This is a genomic window from Singulisphaera acidiphila DSM 18658, assembly GCF_000242455.2.
Taxonomy (GTDB): Bacteria; Planctomycetota; Planctomycetia; order Isosphaerales; family Isosphaeraceae; genus Singulisphaera; species Singulisphaera acidiphila.
On sequence record NC_019892.1, the window covers coordinates 3,942,989 to 3,962,820 of the forward strand.

19 protein-coding genes are annotated in these 19,832 nt (G+C 63.2%); 12 read left to right on the forward strand and 7 right to left on the reverse strand.

What is annotated here, in order from left to right; translation table 11 throughout:
* Positions 1-187: 187 nt before the first annotated feature.
* The gene (locus SINAC_RS15430; RefSeq protein ID WP_015246567.1) at positions 188-685 is read right to left on the reverse strand and encodes a hypothetical protein; all 498 of its coding nucleotides are present in this window, start codon (positions 683-685) and stop codon (positions 188-190) included.
* 37 nt (positions 686-722) lie between these two features.
* Positions 723-1,628 carry a DUF1559 family PulG-like putative transporter gene (locus SINAC_RS15435; RefSeq protein ID WP_237722516.1) on the reverse strand — a complete coding sequence of 302 codons (906 nt, stop codon included), beginning with the start codon at positions 1,626-1,628 and terminating at the stop codon, positions 723-725.
* 480 nt (positions 1,629-2,108) lie between these two features.
* Between SINAC_RS15435 and SINAC_RS15440 the strand changes: the two genes are divergently transcribed.
* The 12 genes from SINAC_RS15440 to prmC all read left to right on the forward strand — a co-directional run bounded on the left by SINAC_RS15440 (position 2,109) and on the right by prmC (position 14,026).
* Complete coding sequence (locus tag SINAC_RS15440) at positions 2,109-4,904, forward strand: PSD1 and planctomycete cytochrome C domain-containing protein (RefSeq protein ID WP_015246569.1); 2,796 nt, start codon at positions 2,109-2,111, stop codon at positions 4,902-4,904.
* A gap of 276 nt (positions 4,905-5,180) precedes the next feature.
* A complete protein-coding gene (locus SINAC_RS15445; protein ID WP_015246570.1) occupies positions 5,181-5,795 on the forward strand; it encodes a hypothetical protein in 615 nt (204 codons plus the stop codon).
* 118 nt (positions 5,796-5,913) lie between these two features.
* Positions 5,914-6,579: a lysophospholipid acyltransferase family protein gene (locus tag SINAC_RS15450; protein WP_015246571.1), complete on the forward strand. Its 666-nt coding sequence runs from the start codon at positions 5,914-5,916 to the stop codon at positions 6,577-6,579.
* A 253-nt stretch (positions 6,580-6,832) separates the two neighbouring features.
* Positions 6,833-7,201 (forward strand): DUF2752 domain-containing protein, encoded by a 369-nt coding sequence (locus tag SINAC_RS15455; RefSeq protein WP_015246572.1) that lies wholly within the window; start codon positions 6,833-6,835, stop codon positions 7,199-7,201.
* On the forward strand, positions 7,198-7,920 hold the full coding sequence (locus SINAC_RS15460; protein ID WP_015246573.1) for a hypothetical protein: 723 nt from the start codon (positions 7,198-7,200) through the stop codon (positions 7,918-7,920). The genes SINAC_RS15455 and SINAC_RS15460 overlap by 4 nt, the downstream gene beginning before the upstream one ends.
* 102 nt (positions 7,921-8,022) lie before the next feature.
* On the forward strand, positions 8,023-8,433 hold the full coding sequence (locus tag SINAC_RS15465; protein WP_015246574.1) for a cytidine deaminase: 411 nt from the start codon (positions 8,023-8,025) through the stop codon (positions 8,431-8,433).
* A 194-nt stretch (positions 8,434-8,627) separates the two neighbouring features.
* Positions 8,628-9,404 (forward strand): ThuA domain-containing protein, encoded by a 777-nt coding sequence (locus SINAC_RS15470; RefSeq protein WP_015246575.1) that lies wholly within the window; start codon positions 8,628-8,630, stop codon positions 9,402-9,404.
* A 309-nt stretch (positions 9,405-9,713) separates the two neighbouring features.
* Complete coding sequence (locus SINAC_RS15475; RefSeq protein WP_015246576.1) at positions 9,714-10,328, forward strand: thioredoxin family protein; 615 nt, start codon at positions 9,714-9,716, stop codon at positions 10,326-10,328.
* Between the two features lie 263 nt (positions 10,329-10,591).
* Positions 10,592-11,359, forward strand: a complete 768-nt coding sequence (locus SINAC_RS15480; protein WP_015246577.1) for a TlpA disulfide reductase family protein — start codon at positions 10,592-10,594, stop codon at positions 11,357-11,359.
* 155 nt (positions 11,360-11,514) lie between these two features.
* Complete coding sequence (gene rpmE, locus SINAC_RS15485; RefSeq protein ID WP_015246578.1) at positions 11,515-11,766, forward strand: 50S ribosomal protein L31; 252 nt, start codon at positions 11,515-11,517, stop codon at positions 11,764-11,766.
* A 235-nt stretch (positions 11,767-12,001) separates the two neighbouring features.
* A complete protein-coding gene (gene prfA / locus SINAC_RS15490) occupies positions 12,002-13,069 on the forward strand; it encodes a peptide chain release factor 1 (protein WP_015246579.1) in 1,068 nt (355 codons plus the stop codon).
* 42 nt (positions 13,070-13,111) lie between these two features.
* Positions 13,112-14,026, forward strand: coding sequence for a peptide chain release factor N(5)-glutamine methyltransferase (gene prmC, locus SINAC_RS15495; protein ID WP_044147151.1), 915 nt, complete (start codon positions 13,112-13,114; stop codon positions 14,024-14,026).
* 102 nt (positions 14,027-14,128) lie between these two features.
* Here the strand turns inward: prmC and SINAC_RS15500 are convergent, their stop codons facing one another.
* The 5 genes from SINAC_RS15500 to SINAC_RS41560 form a co-directional block, all read right to left on the reverse strand.
* Positions 14,129-14,959 (reverse strand): serine/threonine-protein kinase, encoded by an 831-nt coding sequence (locus tag SINAC_RS15500; protein ID WP_237722515.1) that lies wholly within the window; start codon positions 14,957-14,959, stop codon positions 14,129-14,131.
* Positions 14,960-15,407: 448 nt separating this feature from the next.
* Positions 15,408-17,021: a hypothetical protein gene (locus SINAC_RS15505; protein ID WP_015246582.1), complete on the reverse strand. Its 1,614-nt coding sequence runs from the start codon at positions 17,019-17,021 to the stop codon at positions 15,408-15,410.
* Entirely contained in the window at positions 17,011-17,625 is a 615-nt protein-coding gene (locus SINAC_RS15510; RefSeq protein WP_015246583.1) for a fused DSP-PTPase phosphatase/NAD kinase-like protein, read from the reverse strand. Before SINAC_RS15510 ends, SINAC_RS15505 begins: the two co-directional genes overlap by 11 nt.
* Before the next feature lie 551 nt (positions 17,626-18,176).
* Positions 18,177-19,184: a vWA domain-containing protein gene (locus SINAC_RS15515; RefSeq protein WP_015246584.1), complete on the reverse strand. Its 1,008-nt coding sequence runs from the start codon at positions 19,182-19,184 to the stop codon at positions 18,177-18,179.
* 213 nt (positions 19,185-19,397) lie between these two features.
* On the reverse strand, positions 19,398-19,829 hold the full coding sequence (locus SINAC_RS41560) for an RNA recognition motif domain-containing protein (RefSeq protein WP_015246585.1): 432 nt from the start codon (positions 19,827-19,829) through the stop codon (positions 19,398-19,400).
* Positions 19,830-19,832 lie beyond the last annotated feature (3 nt).

Genomic DNA, 19,832 nt, shown 5'->3' on the forward strand with positions numbered 1-19,832 from the left:
GAAACGGTCGTCAACCACACCGTTCGATGCACAAGTCAAACGATCGCCTGAGGTGACTCGGCCTTGTTAGCCCATCCGGTTGAGATTTTCCGGAGTGGCGCATCAGAAAAATGCCGCCCAGCCCCCCAGCAGGCTCTTGTCGCAAGCCCGCTCGTTTGTGAGCAAACTCGAAGTTCCGTGCCGCCCCTTATCGTCGCGCCTTGGGGGATTTCTTCGGTTCGGCCGTATTCATGGGCCCTGCCGGGATGGCCGAGTCGGCCTTCATGTCGACATCGACGTCGGTCAGCTCGACAGGGGGAAGAACGTTGTCTTCTCCCTTGATCGTGACCTTCCATGGCGACTTTTCGGGGCTCGAATACCTGGACTTGAGCCGGTCGACCATGGACGGCTTGGAGGCGTCGGGCGGCCACTTGATGGTGAGCATGTAATCGCCGACCGGCACCCCGGGCTCTCCGTCGTAGGTGGCCAGGACGAACGTACCGTCGTCCTTCACGAGGCCCCAAGGGCGCGAGTTTCGCTCGTCCGTCTTGGTGGTCGGGAACAGTTCCACAAGGGCGCCCGCCGGGGGCCTGCCGTTGATGGAGATGCGGCCCGTGGCCGGGTAGGTATTGGCCTGCCAGCTCTCTCGACAGCCGGCGCAGGCCAGGCAGGCCGCGAGGGCGATCCGGTTGATACAAACGCGCATGTGACTGATTTACCCTTTCGATCCGCCGTCGCTCGGCTCAGAAGGCGTCGGAACTGAGGATCTCGCCGCCGTCGCGAGAGGTGAGTGCGCCGAGCACCTCGACGGAGGTCTGCTGCTTCACGAACCGGACCGAGCCGTCGCCCATACCGGCGTTGACGCCGCTGGGATGGAACGAATACGCATTGCCGTACCAGTTGCTCACGTTCATGACTGACGATCCGACGAACCAGACGACGTTGGGGGCGCCGCCGGCCTGGTCAAGGCTGATGACGGTGGGGAAGATCCAGCCGCCGCCAACGTTGCCGGCCCAAGGCTCGATCTTCGTGCCCCAGTCCGCGGTCCCGTAGTAATTCCAAGGGGGGTTTGTCGGGTTCTTCTTCTTGAAGACGTACCAGTTGGCACGCCCGGCCGACTCATACTGCATGATCGTGTTGGAGAGTCCGTCGGTTGCCGCGTTGAACCCGACGTATGACCCCATCTCGAACATTGACTTACACAGATCCCACTTCATCGCAGTCCGCAGGGCCGTGTAATCGCTTGCGTAATAGCCGCTGGTGGGCTTCTCGAAGGCGTCAGGGTTGGAGGGGCAGATGTAGGCGGCAATGCGGGACGTCGCGACGGTCGAGTTGACCGGGGCGTTCCAGGCGACATTGAAGTTGTACGCGCTGGTCAGATTCGATTGCTCCATGAACGGCAGGACTGCCATGTAGGGGCCAGCAACAGGGCCGGCCGTGGAGGTGACAGCCACACCCGGAAGGCAGTTGTTGATGTCGTGATAGCCGTGCATCGCCAGCCCGAGTTGCTTCAAGTTATTCGTGCACTGAATGCGTCGGGCCGCTTCACGGGCCGATTGCACCGCCGGCAGCAACAGCGCAATCAGAACGGCGATGATGGCGATCACAACAAGGAGCTCGATCAGAGTGAACGCACGATGGCGAATCATCTCGCGTGCCGTCCAAAAAAAGAGAAGGGGTGGTGGGAGGAACAATGCCCTTGTTTTGAGAATGAGTCTCAGTTTCATTCGCGCTCATTCCAACAAGGTTGGAGAGGGCCTGTCAAGCCATCGGGCTGAAAAAAAAGGCGGGAGTCGGACTTCAATCGATGTAGGACGGAACAATCCAGGCAAGAAGAAGGCCGAAAAGGCAACGCGACGGCGGGCCCTCCGACATGCTGGAGAAGTCGATCGCGGAGATCAGAATCCGGCTCATGCAGAAATCTGGCCGGTGACGTCCCTACGTAAGAGTGAGTGCGGTGCCGGCACATTTTCTTGTGGAGCCGTCGGCCGAATGGGTTAGGATCGTCATTGTTCCCGGCGATCGACCCCGCGCTGGCCTCACCCATCCTCTGGGTTTCGAGTGCGCGATTTTCATGCCGTCGGCACCCTCGCGGACCTCCTTCCTCTTTAGTACCGCGGTGAATCCCAATGAAGACGATGCTCGCGACCTTGCTCGGCTGCCTCGCGCTGTCTGGGATCCTCTCGGCGGCCGAATCCGTCGATTACGCCCGGGAGGTCAAGCCTCTGTTCGCCAAGCGGTGCGTGGCCTGCCACGGGGTACTCAAGGCAAAGGGCGGTCTCAGACTCGACACGGCCGCGCGAATCAAGCAAGGGGGGGACGGCGGACCGGCCGTCGTCGCCGGCATGAGTGCCGAGAGCCTCCTCATCGAAGCCGTCACCGGCGCGGATGGCTGGCGAATGCCCCCCGAGGGGGAGCCGCTCTCAGCCCAAGAGATCACCGCCCTGAAGGCATGGATCGACCAGGGAGCCGAGTCCCCAACGGCCGAAGCCGAGCCGGAAGACCCGCGCCGGCACTGGTCCTTCCAGCGGCCGACCCGGCCTGAAGTCCCTGCGGTGGAGGGTATCCCCCTCAAGAGCAACCCGATCGACGCCTTCCTCGCCGCCCAGCAGAAGGAGCGAGGGGTCGTGCCCGGACCGCTCGCCGACAAGGAGACCTTGATCCGCCGCGCCTCGCTCGACCTGACCGGCCTGGCTCCGACCCCGGCCGAACTCCACACCTACCTTGAGGATCCCTCAGCCGACGCCTACGAGAAAGTCGTGGATCGCCTTCTGGCGAGCCCCCGCTACGGCGAGCGTTGGGGACGGCACTGGATGGACGTCTGGCGTTATAGTGACTGGGACGGCTACAACGCGGAGATTCGCGAGAGCCAACCCCACATCTGGCGCTGGCGCGACTGGATCGTCGAATCACTCAACAAAGACAAAGGGTACGACCGGATGGTCGTCGAGATGATCGCCGCCGACGAGGCCGCGCCCGACGACCCCGAGGCCCTACGCGCGACCGGCTACCTCGTCCGAAACTGGTACAAGTTCAACCGAAACGTCTGGCTCGACAACATCGTCGAACATACCTCGAAAGCCTTCCTGGGCCTCACCATCAACTGCGCCCGGTGCCACGACCACAAGTACGACCCGATTGCCCACGAGGACTATTACAAGTTCCGCGCCTTCTTCGAACCCCACGAGATCCGCACCGATCGGATCGCCGGCCAGCCCGACCCGCTCAAGGACGGCCTGGTTCGCGTCTACGACAAGGACCCCAAAACACCGACCTTCCTCTTCGAGCGGGGCGACGAGAAACGGCCCGTGAAGGAGAAGGCACTCGATCCCGGCCTCCCTCGGGTCCTCAGCCAAGGCAAATTCCCGGTCGAGGCGGTCAACCTGCCCTCCCAGGCGTATTATCCCGGAACGCGTCCGTTTGTTCAGGAAGAGACGCTGGCCCAAGCCAAGGCCGACGTCGCCACCCAACGATCCGCCCTGGCCAAGGCGGATCGGAGCCTCGTCGATACGACGGCACTCGAAGCGATCGCTCGCGATCCGAAGCCCGCACAGGAGGCGTCCCACAAAGCGGCGGCGGCCTCCGCCCTGGCGGCGCGGGCGGTGATCCTGGCTCGCGCCAATCTCACGGCCGTCGAAGCAAAAATCAACGCCGATCGTGCCAAGCACGCCACCCCGCCTGCCGCCGACGCCCCCAGCCTGGCTCTCGAGGCGGGTCGAGCCGAGCGAACGGCCGCCGTCGCCAAGGCCCTCTTTGACCTGCTCACCGCAGAGCAGGCGTTCGACAGTGCCAATCAGACCTCACCGGTCTCCCCCTCGTTTCGCCCGGGCAAGACGCCCAACGAGAAGGGGCCGGAACGAACGCTCAAGTCGGTCGACCTTCCCGCCAAGCAGGCCGCCGTCGCCTCGGCAGCCAAGCAACGGGATGAGGCCCGCAAAGCCTTCGACACCGCCCAAGACGCTCTCGACAACGGCAGCGCCGTTTATGCGAGCCTCGGCACGGTCTATCCCTCGACGAGCACAGGACGCCGGCTAGCCTTGGCGAACTGGATGGCCTCGAAGGAAAATCCACTCACGGCACGGGTCGCTGTCAACCACATCTGGTTGCGGCACTTCGGCACGCCACTGGTCGAAACCGTGTTCGACTTCGGCCTCAACGGCAAAGGCCCCGCGAACCCCGCGCTCATGGACTGGCTGGCAACCTCGTTCATGGACAGTGGTTGGAGCATGAAACAGCTCCACCGCCTGATCGTCACGAGCCAGGCCTATCGCCGCCAATCCTCGTCCGCAGGGCCAGGCGACACGAATCTGGCCCAAGACCCGGAGAACCGGTCCCTCTGGCGAATGAACCCGCGCCGGATGGAAGCCGAGGCGGTTCGCGATAACCTGTTGCACACGGCCGGCACCCTTGAAGACAAACTCGGCGGGCCCGACCTCGACCCGAACACGGATCTCGCCTCAAAGCGTCGGAGCCTCTACTTCCGACATGCCAAGGAGAAGCGCGTCACCTTCTTGAAACTGTTCGACTCCGCCAACGCGACCTCCTGCTACCGTCGCTCCGAAAGCGTCGTCCCGCAACAGGCATTGGCGTTGGCGAACAGCCCGATCGCGTTCGAGCAGTCACGGATCCTGGCGGCCTCGATCTCCCGCGACCTCAAGTCCGTGCCGGCCGGCACGGATAACCCCGCGTTTGTAACCACGGCCTTCCAACGCGTGCTCGGCCGCGCTCCAGTTCCCGAGGAGCGAGCCGCCTGTGAAAACTACCTGACCGAACAGGCGGGCCGGTTGGCGGATAAAGGAGGACTCCACCCGTTCACTTCGGGCCCCGCCAGCACGGTGAAACCCGCCGCCGACCCCGCACAGCGTGCGCGGGAAAGTCTTGTTCATGTGCTCTTCAACCATAATGATTTTGTGACGATCCGCTAACCAAAAAGGATCGTGACTGACATTCTTTGGATAGCACACGGACCAACGGAAGGCTGAGCCACCGCTTCCAAAACGAGCCTCTGAATCACGGGCAAGCGGCCCCCCGTGCAAAGTGTTTTGGGCACCTGATTCGCAGGAGTTGTCTCAGGACGGCTCTGGTCGCATGATTTTGAGGTTGGCGAACCTCCTCCGTCCCGCCTTCGTAAGAAGAGCGGGACGAGCCGTTCGGAGCGGGATTTCGCAGGAACCGCCCGAAGTGCGGACGAGGGGGGCACATTGAAGATTCAACTGCACCTGACCGCCGAGGGGAAGGCTGTCTTCCACGCCGAGAAGTCGGTTGTTCGAGAGAATCATCCCCCCCATCACGGATTTCGCGGCTGGATCGAGCGCAAGGCGCAGAGTCTCAAAACGGCATGGTCGCATGCCGATCGCGGGCCGGCCGGTAAGGCCCGCGCTTTCTGGGATTACCTCCACAGTCGGATGCCGGACGATGAGTCGATGCTTGCCCGGCTACGCACGGCCTCAACGATCGAGGTCTATCACCCGGCCGAGATGCCAGGCGAGGAGGCCCAGTCCCTCTGGGTCGGCTATATGGCACGCTGTCGTCGCCGCCATCTTCCCTGGTTGGGGTTCAATGTCCTCATCTCTCCTTTATCCTTGGTACTCGCCCCTTTGCCCGGCCCGAATCTGATCGGCTATTGGTTCGCGTATCGCGCCGTGAAAGACGCGTTGGCCTTGCTGGGCTTACGACACGCCCGGAATCCACGCATCACCACCACCTATCACCCCATCGAAGCCCTCGCGATTGCGGGGCCAACACGCGAATTCACCGATCGGACCGAGAGCAATGCCTCCGCATTCACAATTCTGGCGACGGGGAGCCTCCCCTGAGACGAAGGTCACGGCGCGAACTTTCTCGCTGGCGGCAAATCGCCGAGACGACTAAGGTATCGGGCCATTGAGGAGTCGACCATTCCGGGTGATCTATCTATCAGGCCAGGGAGGGCCGATGAAAATTCAGCATCCGCTCTTGGTCCGTGCGATCGGCATCACAGGTGCGTGGACAGTCCGCCGGCTGGTGGGGACCTGCCCCTTCCACTTCCGGTACGCCGACCCGACGCTCAACCCTGAATATGCGCGGCGAACCGGCCAGCGCTACATTTATGCCTTCTTTCATGAGGTGATGCTCTTCCCGGCCTACTTCTGGGCCTGGCCCGAGATGCAGATCCTGATCAGCGACCACCGCGACGGCGAGTTGATCACGCAGGTGGTCAAGCGACTCGGATTCGGCGTGGTCCGGGGATCGACGACACGGGGCGGTGCTCGTGCCCTCCGCGAGATGACGAGCCGGGTCGATCGCGGCCACCTCTGCGTGACCCCCGACGGCCCCAAAGGACCGCGACGGCACGTCCATCAAGGGTTGGCGTACCTCGCAAGCCGAACCGGCCTGCCGATCGTGGGGGTCGGGATGGCCTTCCGCGAACCTTGGCGGGCGAAGAGCTGGGATCGTTTTGCGGTCCCGCGGCCGTACCGACCGGCCGCCTGCGTGATCCCGGAGGCGGTCCACGTGCCCCCCGACGCCGATCGCGAGACCATTGAGGCCTGCCGCCAGGAGGTGGAGCGTCGCATGCAGAGTTGCACGCTCGAGGCCGAGGCCTGGGTCGAGCAACTCTAGCCGAGGCAGAGGAGGCCAGTGTGGCGAAAGCGGATTCTCTCTTCTTTCGGTCGGGAACCCGGTTGCTCTTGCCTCAAATCGAGGCCTCCGGTAAGTTAACGCGACCTGTCATGTGTCTGGGGTTTCGACCCGTGCGTACGCTTCGGATCATGTCATCTCGTCCGATCGGCACACCATGAATCCGCAGCCTGAGCGATCTCGGTTGGGACGGCCAACCCGATGCGCCCTTGTTGTTTTAGCGATAGGGCTGGCGGTGGTCTTGCTGATCGCGCGTTGGCTGGAGCCCGATGTTCGCGGCTTCGGTACGCACACTCAACTCGGCCTCCCCCCCTGCGCGTTTTCGGTGGTCACAGGCCACCCCTGTCCGACCTGCGGGATGACGACGGCGTTTGCTTGGTTTGCTCGGGGACGGTTCGACCGATCCTGGCGGGCCAATCCCGCGGGGAGCCTGTTGGCCCCCGCTTGCGTCGCCTTGATTCCCTGGCTGGTTGCCTGTGCGGCCCTGGGGCGGCCGCTCGGGTTCCGGACGCTGGAACAGCCCCTCATCGGCCTCGTCGTGGCCACCGTGGCCTTGAGCCTATTGTTCTGGACACTTCGCCTGTTCTTAGGGAGGGTGTTATGAAGACCCCTCGGCCGCACGCAAGGACGCGACGCGCCGCTGCCACACTCGTGATCGCTACCGCGGGGCTTCTGGCCCTGGCCGGCTGCGATCCACGAACTGTGCTCTATTTCCTTCAGCCGTTCGAGCCCACAATTCCTCCCCCGTGCAAAACCGAGCTCAAGGGGAAGAAAGTCGTCATCCTGGCCCATGCGCTGGCCGGGACTCAGACCGACTTCCAGTCGCTCGATCGCCAGGTCGCCCGGGAAATCGGCAAGATCTTCCGGGAGAAGGTTAAAAAGATCAATCTGGTCGACATCGACAAGACCTGGGCCTGGATGGAAGGGCATCCGGACTGGACCGACCCGACCGAAGCGGCCAAGGCCTTCGAGGCCGACATCGTGATCTTCCTCGAGATCGAGTCCTTCCAGGTCTCCAGCCCGACCAGCCCCGGACTGCTCGAAGGAAACTCGAAAACCCACATTCAGGCGTTCGAGCTGGCTCATCCCAAGAACAGCAAGGGAAAGCCGATCCTCGACCAGCCCAAGGAGTCGCAGAATATCTACGACGCCTACAAGGACACCGTCTTCCCGGTGCGCGGGCCGATCCCCGAAAGTGCAGGGGCCAGCAAAGCCGCGTTCCGGACCAAGTTCCTCCAGATCGTGGCCACCGAAATCTCCTGGCACTTCATCCCGCATTCGCCTGAAGACGACATCCAGGACGTGAAGTTCGGCGGTCACTAAGCCAAGCCTCAGTGAAAGTCGTCATCCCAAGCTCCACGCCGCGCCCGGCAACGTTCGGGCACGGCGTGGATCGTCACTCGGACCTCAAGCCGAGCACATGATATGGCCGTCCCGCTGGATGAGCTCCTGAAGGCCGCCCGCGCTGCGAGCCAGTCGGCCTATTGTCCTTACTCGAAGTTCCCCGTGGGAGCGGCCGTGCTCGCGGGAAGCCGAATTTTTACCGGCGCCAACATCGAGAACGCCTCCTTCGGATTGACCCTCTGCGCCGAGCGCACGGCCATCTTCGCCGCCATCATCGCAGGTGAGCGGACCATCGACGCGCTGGCCTTGGCATGCGTCAATGCACCCACTGATGCAGAATCAAACCTGCGAATGCCTTGTGGTGCCTGTCGCCAGGTCCTCGCCGAATTCGCCGGCCCCGAGACCCCGGTCGCAGTCGATGGGGCGGGCACGACCACTCTAGGCGTGTTGCTTCCGCTGGCGTTCCGACTCCACGGACAGTCCGGCCGTTGATCCTGTCAACATGTCAATAGCGCTGGGCGACCACGCTCTTGCATCGTCGCCGGTCAACAGGTTAGCATGACAACCCTGCCGAATCTCTACTTCCCTTGACTTGACCTTGCCAAGGGGTCAAGCCTACCGTGCGATGAAATCGGCCCGCCCGAGACTGTTCTGGACGCGACGCGTTTGCAAGGAGAGTTCACGAGATGCAGGTCGATCGTCGTTCGTTTGTGCGCAGAACGGCCTGGGCAGGGGTGTCGGCCCTCGGTTTCCTGAGCGAACGTCATTCCAATCGGCTCCAGGCGGCTCCGCCTGCGGCGGAAGTCCCCTTGCGGGTCTGCGTCTGGTGCGAAGGAACCGCGAAGAAGTCGGTCTACCCCGACGACATCGACGGCGCCCTGGCCAAGTATCTCGGTCGTCGCGACGGCGTGAACGTCGTGCGCGCCCGCCTGGGCGATCCCGGCTCCGGCCTCGATGATAAAACACTCGACAACACCGACGTGCTCGTCTGGTGGGGCCGCCTCCGCCATGACGACGTCCCGCGCGACCGCGTCGAGGCCATCGTCCGGCGCGTCACCGCAGGGCAACTCGGGTTCGTCGCGCTCCACGCGGCCTGCGCCAGCAAGCCGTTCCGGGAGCTGATGGGGACCTCGTGCGAACCAGGGCGATGGCGCGAAGATGGTCAACCTGAGCACATTAGCATAAAGACGCCCGATCACCCGATTGCGCAAGGCATCGCCCCGTTCACCCTCGCCAAGACGGACATGTTCGCCGAGCCGTTCAAGGTTCCCACGCCCGAGACGGTCGTCCTGGTCTCGACCTGGGACCAAGGCGAAACGATGCGGAGCGGCCTCACCTGGACGATCGACAAGGGGCGGGTCGTCTATCTTCGCCCCGGTCACGACGCCTTCCCGGTCCTGGTGCATCCCTCGATCCGCAAGGTGATCGGCAACGCCGTGCTCTGGGCGGGCCACCGGGCTTGACGTCGACCATCACACACCTTGGCATCATCCCAAGGCCGTTGACTCGACCGATCGGCCTCTTATAATCGGGAACGAAAATGGTGAGCACGTCTCAAAAAAAGAGGGGATCATGCCACCATTATTCAACGCTCTTAGCACTGCGGGACCCTCGGTTTTTCTTGAGGTCGGGGGTCACACACCACACTCGGCGGCAAAAGGGGCCCCTTGGGATGGATAGGGCCCTTTGAGGAATCTGCTCGGAACCGTGAGCGGCCTTTCACGTCGAGAGCTCGACTCGGTTCATCCTTCCCATTTGAGGAGTTCGCACCGATGCGCAAGATGTTCTTGAGCCTGGCTGCCCTGACCCTCGTCGCGAGCCCGGTTTTCGCGGGCGCTGGTAAGCACAACTCGGCCGTCGCCCCCGGCGACGCGGCCCCGGCCTTCTCAGGCATTCCCGCCGTCACGGGCGATAAAGAGACGACCCTGAACCTGAGCGACATCAAAGAAGACGTGGTCGTTGTCGTTTTCCTCGCCAACCATTGCCCCGCCGTCACGGCCTACGAAGACCGCGTCATCGATCTCGCCAACGACTACAAGGGCAAGGGTGTCAAGGTTGTCGCCGTCTGCGTCAACGACATTGAGTCCGACCGTCTCCCCGGCATCAAGGAGCGGGTCAAGGATAAGAGCTACAACTTCACCTACGGCTACGACGCCAGCCAAAGCATTGGCAAGGCTTACGGCGCGTCCGTGACCCCGCAGTTCTTCGTCCTCGACAAAAACCGGACCATCCGCTACACCGGTGCCCTGGACGACAACCAGACCGAGGCCAAGGTCGAGCACAAGTACGTCCGTAACGCGATCGAATCGATCAAGAACGGTGAGACGGTTGAAGTCGCCGAAACTCGGGCCCGTGGCTGCGGCATCGGGTACAAAGACAAGAAGTGATCTCGATCCCTTCACAAGTGACGTCGTAGGCCCTTCGTAGGCCGCCCCAAGCTTGGCCGTCGCCGATCCATCCCATCGGCGACGGCTCTCTCGTCGGCACTCAATGGCTCGACCGCTTCCAACCTGCCTGCTCACTGTCGACGACCTCCCCACGAACCAATCAATCCCAACCTTTTGGAATCGAATCGTTCCGCACCGCTATTGCGAGCGGAAGGCCTCTCCACTCCCCGTAATATCTCCATTTTGATTGGGAGGGAACCATCATGACCTCAATCCTTCGTGTGTCCAGCCGCCCTTTCTTGATCCTCGCACTGGCTCTCACAGGTTGCGGCGAGGCAGCAGACCCGAACGTCACGACCGCCCCCGAATCCCACTCCGCGCCGGCACCGGCGACGGCTCCTACCGAAACCGCCCCTGTCGCGCAAACTACAGATTCGTCGAAAGAGCCGGAGACGACACCGGCTGCCGCGATCGTATCGCCTACGGAAGAGGCGGCCACTTCACCGGCCGAGGCCACGGCCAAGGTTGAGGTGACGACCACGGAGGGAGCAGCCAAGCTCGAACCAATCAAATTCGACGAGTTTCTCAAGCGGGTCGCGAACAAGGACGCAAAGTTCACCTTGGTCGACGTTTGGGCGTCGTGGTGCCTTCCTTGCAAGGAAAACTTCCCGCACCTGGTCGAGATGAACGCAAAGTTCGCCGACAAGGGCCTTTCGGTCGCCTCGCTTTCGTTTGACGACCCTACCGAGCCGAAGCAGGTCAAGGATGCGATCGAGTTTCTCACCGCCAAGAAAGCGGTCTTTGCCAATTACCTGCTCGACGAGGAGCAGGGGGTCGGCAACGAAAAACTGAACATCGGTGCAATCCCGGCCGTATTCATCTATGGTCCCGACGGCAAGGAAGTGAAGCGGTACACCATGGATGACCCCAACCACCAATTCACCTACGAAGAGGTTGAGAAGGACGTGATGACGCTACTCGACGGGAAGCCGCTTCCGAAAGACGAGAAGAGCGAACCGGCCGAGAAGTGAGCGAGAAAAAAAAAGGAAAAGTTCCCTCCTCGCCCACGATCGTCCGATTTGCTACAATCGCTGGGTCGAACTGGGCGGCAGCCCCGGTTGGTTTTCTTGAGTGGCGAGACGATCCACCCCAGTTGGGTGGAGCCAGAATAGAATTGGATCAAATCATGAAAGACAGCATTCATCCGAACTACCAAGAGTGCGACGTGACCTGTGGCTGCGGCAACTCGTTCAAGACGCGAAGCACCAAGCCCAAGATTGCGGTCGAAGTCTGCTCGAAGTGCCACCCGTACTACACGGGCTCGGTGAAGTTCGTCGACGCAGCGGGCCGGGTCGACAAGTTCAATAAGAAGTTCCAGGGAACTTACGGCAAGGCCAAGAAGGAAGCGGCCGCGGTCGAGGCGACTGCCAAGGCCTAACTCCGAGCCCTTGACTCTCGAAGGTATACGGCCCGCCGGGCGGCACTTACCCAAGATGCTGCCTCGTCGGGCCGTCGGTCGTTGAGTGAGTCGGCTCTTCCCGGACCTTGGGCATGAGCATCGCCCAGTGCCGGGTCGAATCGAAGCCTTCTTCTTTTTTTTCGGATCGCCAATGGACCGCCGCCGACGCGCCTTTCTTCCGGCCGCCAAGCCGCTTGATTCTGCGAGGTCCTGAGTGTTCGACAAGTTGCAGTCCGACTACCTCCGTTTCCTCGAGCTGGAAGCCGCGCTCCTTGATCCCGCGCTGACCTCCGACGTCTCGCGCCTGACGGCGATGGCCAAAGAGCGGAGCGCCCTCGCCAAGGTAGCCCTCCCTTACGGCCGTTACCTGGAGCTCGGAAAGCAGATCCACGAAGCGGAGGCGCTCTGCGCGGCTGAGCCGGACTTCGAGATGCGTGCCTACGCCGAGGCCGAGCTCGAGTCGCTCCGAACTCGTCACAACGAGCAAGGGGAAACCCTTCGCGACCTGATCTACGATAAGCAGGCAGGCGTGGACCGCCCCGGCCTGATCGTCGAAATTCGCGCGGGGGCCGGTGGAGACGAGGCGGCCTTGTTTGCCCGTGACTTGCGGGAGATGTACCAGCGGTTCGCCGACCAGATGCGATGGACGTTTGAACCCCTCGACATGGTAACCACCGAGCTCGGCGGTTATCGCGAGGTCTCGTTCAGCATCACGGGGGAGGGGGCGTTCCGCTACCTCCAGTTCGAGAGCGGCGGGCATCGGGTGCAGCGGGTCCCGGTCACCGAAACGCAGGGGCGCATTCACACTTCAGCCGCGACCGTGGCCATCTTGCCCGAGCCCGAGGAAGTGGAGATCGTCATCCGGACGGAAGACCTGCAAATCGACGTGATGCGGGCGGGGGGGCCGGGCGGCCAGCACCAGAACAAGACCGAGAGTGGTGTGCGGATCACGCACCTGCCGAGCGGGATCGTCGTCAACTGCCGCGACGAACGGAGCCAACACAAGAATAAAGCGAAGGCGATGCGAATCCTTCGCAGCCGACTCTACGACCAGGTCGAGGAGAAGGCTCGTTCCGAACGCGCCGAGGCGAGGCGGACCTTGATCGGCTCGGGAGATCGGTCGCAACGGATCCGAACTTACAACTTTCCTCAGAATCGCGTGACCGACCACCGCATCGGCCTGACCATGCACAACCTCGATCGTGTGATGCAAGGCGAGCTCGCCCCGCTGACCACGGCCCTGATCGACCATGACCGCCGCGAGCAGCTCGGCGAGGTATAACTCACGATGCCCAGAGACACGGATGCGTCGCGAACTCGTTCCATGGCAGGCGCCCCAGAGCCGGTGCCGGCACCGACACCCCCTCCCGACTCCAACGAGAGTTGGACGGTGGGACGGCTCCTGACCTGGACCTCCGACTTCCTGAAACGCAAAGGGGCCGAGAGTCCTCGGCTCGACGCCGAGGTCCTTCTCGCCAACGTCCTGACCTGGGAACGGGTCAAGCTCTACACCGATTTCGAGAAAGTGGTCGGAGATCAGCCGCGCGCCGAGTTTCGCGACCTCGTCCGCCGCCGCGCCGAGGGGATGCCGGTGGCCTACCTGGTCGGCCGCAAGGAATTCTACTCGCTGTCGATGGCCGTCTCGCCCGCCGTGCTGATTCCCCGCCCCGACTCCGAGTTCGTGGTCGTGGAGTTCCTCAACCTCACCAAAACGCTCGATGCGCCTCGGGCCGTCGACGTGGGGACCGGCTCGGGCTGCCTCGCCCTGGCTTGCGTCCATCAGCACAAAACGGCCCGGTTCGTGGCCATCGACCTCAGCCCCGAGGCACTCGCCATCGCCGAAGCGAACGCCAAGAAACTCGGCCTGGCGGATCGCATTGAGTTCCGCCAGGGAGACCGCCTCGGGCCGGTCGCCAACGAGGGACCGTTCGACGTCATTCTGTCGAACCCGCCCTACATCCCGACCGACGTGATCCCGACCCTCGAGCCGGGGGTGCGCCTCTACGAACCGCATACCGCCCTCGATGGCGGAGCGGACGGCCTCCGTGTCGTCGCCCCGTTGATCGCCGAAGCCGTCTCCCTGCTGAAACCAGGCGGACACCTGATCCTGGAAATCGGCTCGGACCAGGAGAAGGCCGTGCGTGACTTGATCGCCGCTCAGCCTGATCTCATCCTGGCACCAACCATTCGCGACCACGCCAACCACCCGCGCGTCGTGCGCGCCACACGCCGGGCTTGATCGCCTGAGCGGCCTCTTCCCGTCATTGTGACTCCCCCCTTTTGGAGGGAGGAGCCACTGGGCCGGACCGCCAGGGTGAATCCGGATAGGCCGGCCTTGTCCTCAGACAGCAGCCCCGACAGTGATCGATCGGAAGGCTTCGGCGAGGTTAGCCATTGACGGCCAGCGATCCGCTTTCCGGCGGGCGATCAGCTTGCGCATCAGGTCGGTCAGTTCGGACGGGAGCCGCGGGTTGGCGACCGCCGGGTCGAGCGGGTCGGTATTAATCCGTTGGAGCAGCATCGCCATCGAGTTGTTGTGACCAGCGTCGTAGGGGAGCCGATCGGTCAGAAGCTCGAAGGCCAAGGCCCCGAACGAAAAAATGTCGAGGCGTTCGTCGGTCGCCTCGCGTCGAATCAGCTCGGGGGCCATGTATTGGAGCGTGCCGGTCCGATTGCCCGGTCGATTGAACAAGGGCGTATTCGGGACCGCCAGTCCAAAGTCGATCAGCTTCACCCGCTGGTCGCGGTCGACCAGGAAGTTCTGCGGGCCAATGTCGTGGTGGATGAAGCCATGAGCGTGAACGGCGGCCAAACCCTCGGCCGCCTGGGCGAGCAATTCGAGCTTCTCCCCAAGGTTGGCCGAGTGCGACTCGCGCACGTACCGCAGGCTAACCCCCTCGATGAATTCCATGGAGAGGAAGTGTTCGCCCTTCGTCGACTGCCCGTAGTCGAACGTCTTGACCACGTGGGGATGGATCACCTGGCTGCTGATCTCCCCCTCAGGCGGCCGCGTCGTTTTCGCCGAGCGCGCTGCGGCGGCCTCGTTCTTCTCGGGAATCTGGATCTTCAAGCAGACGACCCGACCGGTCTGATTATCCACCGCGCGATGGACGCGCGACATGCTTCCTTGCCCGGTCAACGCAACCAAGGTGAATCGACGCTGAAGGTTCACCCGGGATCGGCGCGTGGCTCCGCCCGATTGACTCGCCCCGCTTGGCTTCATTGACCCGAACATATCTTTCAATTTACCAAGCATTGTGGTGAACCCTCTCTCTTTTTGATCTCTAAGTTAGCCCCTCACAGAACGATTCGGGTCGCTTTATCTTTTGATTTTCTATCCGATGTAGGCCTCCCGGCAAGACGAGAATGAGGGCTCCGCTTCGCGAATCCGCTTGCATGATATCACGCTGCGCGTGCTGTGCACCAGAAACATACGCCGCAATCCTCGTCCGGTGACTTCGATCTCTGCATTCCTCCCAAAAAAAAGAAGATTCCGGTAAGAACCGGAATCTTCTCGAGCAAAGCATCGGTCACAACGAAGGATTCGGACGAGAGGGATAGGCCAAGCCCGGGCAAGCAGCCCCTTAGCACCTCAAACCTCCAAACACTTCACAAATCGCCTATTCCGCCGGAATCTCCCGTGCGATTCGCCAGGAAAAATCCCCGGCGGTTCGGGCAAGGACCCGTGTCCCGTCATACTCATCCTGGAACGAAGCCACCTTCACCAGGGCGGGCGCATCGTCCGGCCAGTTCTCGAACTCGGAAGCGAGGAGGAGAACGTGATTCGTGGGCTTGTCTTTCAGAAACGCAAGGAGCTTCGGAGAGGCAAGTTGCCGAACGGGCCGGCCGATGGAAAATGCGAGGTCGGGCGACCAAGCGTGGGTGATATAGACGGGCCAATTCGGAGGAACCCACTGGCCAATGGCCCGGCCCCAAGGCCCCTGGCTCCGGCGATAATTCCATTCGGGGGCGTAATAGCCCATGTGGGCGAACTTGAGACAGACAGCCACCAGGGCCACCATGACGAGCGCGCGGCGCAGGTCGGACAGGGCGACCGCCCGGTAGCAGAGCGCCACGATCGGCACGGTCAGGACGACCAAAAGGATCGCGAGCCCCCGATAGTAAGACACAGCACTCCCCAGGTAGATCCCCCCCACGACGATCGGGATGACCCAGAGCATGGCGATCGTGGCCGAGAGCCCCAAGGCACGTCGCCGCGTGACGGCGGAAACAGTGCCGCTCCAGAGCCGATCAGCGCTTGCAGCGGCGACCACAGCGAAGCCGGCGAGCGCCGGCAGCCCAGCAGCCGAGGCCAGACCAGGCACCACGGTCCCCGCCAGAACGCACGCGGCCGCGACTTGTAGCCAGCCCATGACGAGGAGACGTCCCGGCTCCGACCAGCCGTCACGGACCGAGCGACTCGCCACCAGGGCCGCGAACGGACTCCAGGGCAAGCCCAGGGCGAAGACCGTGACGGGCAGAAACCAGGCCGACTTCTGGGTCAACGGGAGCGTCAGCGCAGCGGCCCAAGCCTCGGCCGACATCACGTTCAAGGCCCAGACCGACCAGGCGACGGCCGCCACAATCGGAGGGACGAGCAGACCGGTGCTCAGGCCCGCCCCCCGCCGTCCCAGCACGATGGTCGCGAGCCCAATCAAGGCGAGCGGGGGCCAGCCACCGGCCAGGAAGGCCAACGCGGCCCAAACACCGGCGACCCAACCCGAGCCACGCCCCAAGATCCGGTCGAGGGTCGCCACCACGGCCAGCCCCGAGATCATGGCGAGCCCAGTGCCCGCCGAGCGGTCCATCAGAGCGACCGAGCCGGACCAGCAAAGCATCGTCAGAATGGCCGCACGCATCCCCAACGTCGCCATCACGCGGCGGGTGAGGATCAGGCCCGCCAGCAAGCCCGCGATCGCCGCAGGCCAGCGCACCGAGGCGGACGTGATCCGTCCCTCTTCGCCCCACCCCCAGAGGATGCTCGGAATGACCTCGCCAGGCCAGAGGCTCGGCTCCCAGCCGCCGAAAGCAAGACCCAACGGGCCGAAGGCCTCACCGGCCGCAAGGCCCAGCCGCGCCTCGATCGGACCAAGGTCCTGGCGGCCTCCTCCAATCAGGATGAACCCCGCCGCCATCGCCAGCACGAACGCCCAGGTCCAGAGCTCCGTCGCCTGTCGTTGCTGAAGGCTCCGCTCATCCTTGGCGGGAACATCGACGACAGGTTCAACGGACATTGGTCGTCTCCTTCTTTGCGTCACCACTCGGGAGGTTGCGATCCAACGCCACCGCCGGCTGGAAAATCTCCTGGCCCGGACGATTGCGAACCATGCCGAAGACATAGCCCGGAAGCCAACCTTCCCGATAGGTCTGCCGCTTCATCTCGGCCACCACATCCTCGACCGTCCAACCGTCGCGTTCGAACCGATAAAGGGCCGTGGCAGCCCCTGTCCGGCAGGTGCCCCGGGCGCAGTGGATCAGGACCGGTCGCCGCTCCGGATCGTCGCAGGCCTTGAGAACTTCCCGGAACTGGAACTCCTGGCCCGACCCGTCTCCCGGCATCGGCAAGTTCATAAAGTCGATGCCCATCCGCCGCGCAAGTTCACGCTCGGAATCGACGTGCTTGCCAGGGAGCTGGAAGTTGACGACCGTCTTGATCCCGTAGCGTTTGACGGCGGCCTGAAGCTGGTCCGTATTGAGCTGTCCGCTACGGTAGAGGATGCCCCGCTTGACAACATCGAAGTGATCCCAGACCAAGCGATTGCGCCTGGTCTCAACCGTCAGCCAGACGGCGGCCACCAGGATCGTGAGGGCCGCCGCGAATGCGATCGCAGTGCGCATGGGGTCACATTCCGCGCAAGGACAAAAGGGAACAAATCCGAACGAGACTAGACTGGTAACCAGTGGCACCGCTGGACGAGAACGCCGCGACAATCGAGGAAGAAGCTTGCGAGCCGCTCCCGAATCCGCCGCGACGACCGAATCGAGCGAAAAACGTCTCATTCGGAAGGGAAAGGAAGGCCCTCCCCCGCGCCGGGATGGTAGGGGAGAACTTCAGGGGGGTCAACCCGAATCAAGGCGTGGGAGACGCGTGGAGAGCCCGCGCAAGAACCGATCGCGTCGGATGAGGGTCTGTCCCAGAAGGTGAATCGCACCGGAGTTTTTGCGGATCTTCCGGGTGCCATGCGGTCCGTACTCGGAACCCATGTGGGAATGCCTTGGCCTGGGGCGCACGGGGTCCGAGTACGGAACCCGTGGCACCCAAAGTCCTTCATCTCTCGGTGAATATCTCTCGGTGAAGCCTGACCTTCCGAGACAGACACTGAGTACGGCGGCTTCCAGGGTTTCACTCGGTTTTGATCGGGCAGCACGGCCCCAAGCGACCTTCGAGATTACCGCCTGGGGAAGCTCGTAACATCGAGGTAACGGTAGGAACCTCCCGTCGACGTCGCGAGTTTTTTCAGAGGTCCCGAGCCCCCCACTTCCGGCCCACGTCCGAATTCAATGGCCTGGATACGAGTCTTGCCAGCCTCGGCGAGGATCTCGGCGACATCCGAGTTGGTCATCAAATCGGCATCGGTCAAGAAGAAGATGACCTCGGGATGCCGCCCGAGCGCTTCGCGGAGGGCGACCATGTGATCGGTGCCGCCATCGGGAACGATCGCATCGAGTTGTGAACGGACCCGGCTCTTGTTCACCGCCGTCGCCGCCATCAAACCACGGCGTCCTTGCAAATCCGCCAGGGTCGTGGCGTGCAGGTTGTAGAAGACCACGCCGAAGGTCGCATCGCTCGGAAGCTGTCCCAGGCTCGCCAGGAGCTCGCGTTTGGCGACGTCGAGTGCGTTCCGGGTCGCCATGCTTCCCGAGCAGTCGATCACATAGGTGAATGAGCCGGCGTGTTCGCGGGCGCCGAAGAATTCGGTGCCGGGGCCTACCCCCCGACCGACACCCCCATTCGATCCCCCGCCCGAACCGCCACCACCACCGATCCCGGGGCCAGGCAAGACCCCCAAGCCCGAAGTCTGCGGGCCGGGCAAGGCGCGCTGAGCGGCATCAGTCGAGGCGGCCGTCGGCAGAATTTCGGCCAGGAGCGCATCGGCCGCCGGGTCGAGGCCCTCGCCACGCGGAGTTGAACCGTTCGCCGCAGGGAGGACTTCAATCAACCCCTCGCCGCCCAGTTCGCCCGGCCCGCCTCCCCCATCCTTGGAAGCGCGGTTGTCGACCGAGTCGAGTTCCCCCCGGAGTGCCTGCGACCGTTCGGGCGCTGCGGGAACCGCAATACTCAAGGCCGCCAACGATGCCACGACGAACAGGATGATGTGAAAGAGAAGGGAACTGCCCAGTGAGCGTGGGTCAGTCAATGGGGAAGAACGACCGCGTAACTTTTTCCACGGAGGCATGAGCGTGACTCCCTGAACCGGTTGGAGAACCCTCACTCAGGGAAGCTGGCCCAGGAAACGACGAAGGCCGACCGTAGCCGGCCGGCCTGTGAAGAAACGCAAGTGAGGTAGAGTGGTCAAGACATCGGCATCAAAACGGCTCGAATCCCGAAGAAGCGGCGGATCGAATCGGCTGGGTTAGAACCGCCGCGCCCTTTGAGATTCGAGTTCGGATCAATAGCGGCCGCGACCGCCACCACCACCGCCGTAACCACCACCACCGCCACCGCCGTAACCACCGCCGCCGCCGCCACCGTAGCCGCCACGGCCACCGCCGCCGCCACCGTAGCCACCGCGACCACCACCACCACCGCTGCCGCCGCCGCCGTAGCCGCCGCGACCGCCACCACCACCGCCGCGATCCTCACGAGGACGCGCTTCGTTGACCGTCAGGTTCCGACCCCGGAAGTCCTGACCGTTCAGGGCGTTGGCCGCTTCGTCAGCGCCATCGGCCATTTCCACGAACCCGAAACCCTTCGAGCGGTTCGTGTCACGATCGATGATGATCTGCGCTGAGAGAACCTCGCCATACTCGCTGAACAATTCCACCAGGTTGTCTTCCGTGGTGTCGTACGTGAGATTGCCGACGTAGAGCTTCTTGGCCACTGT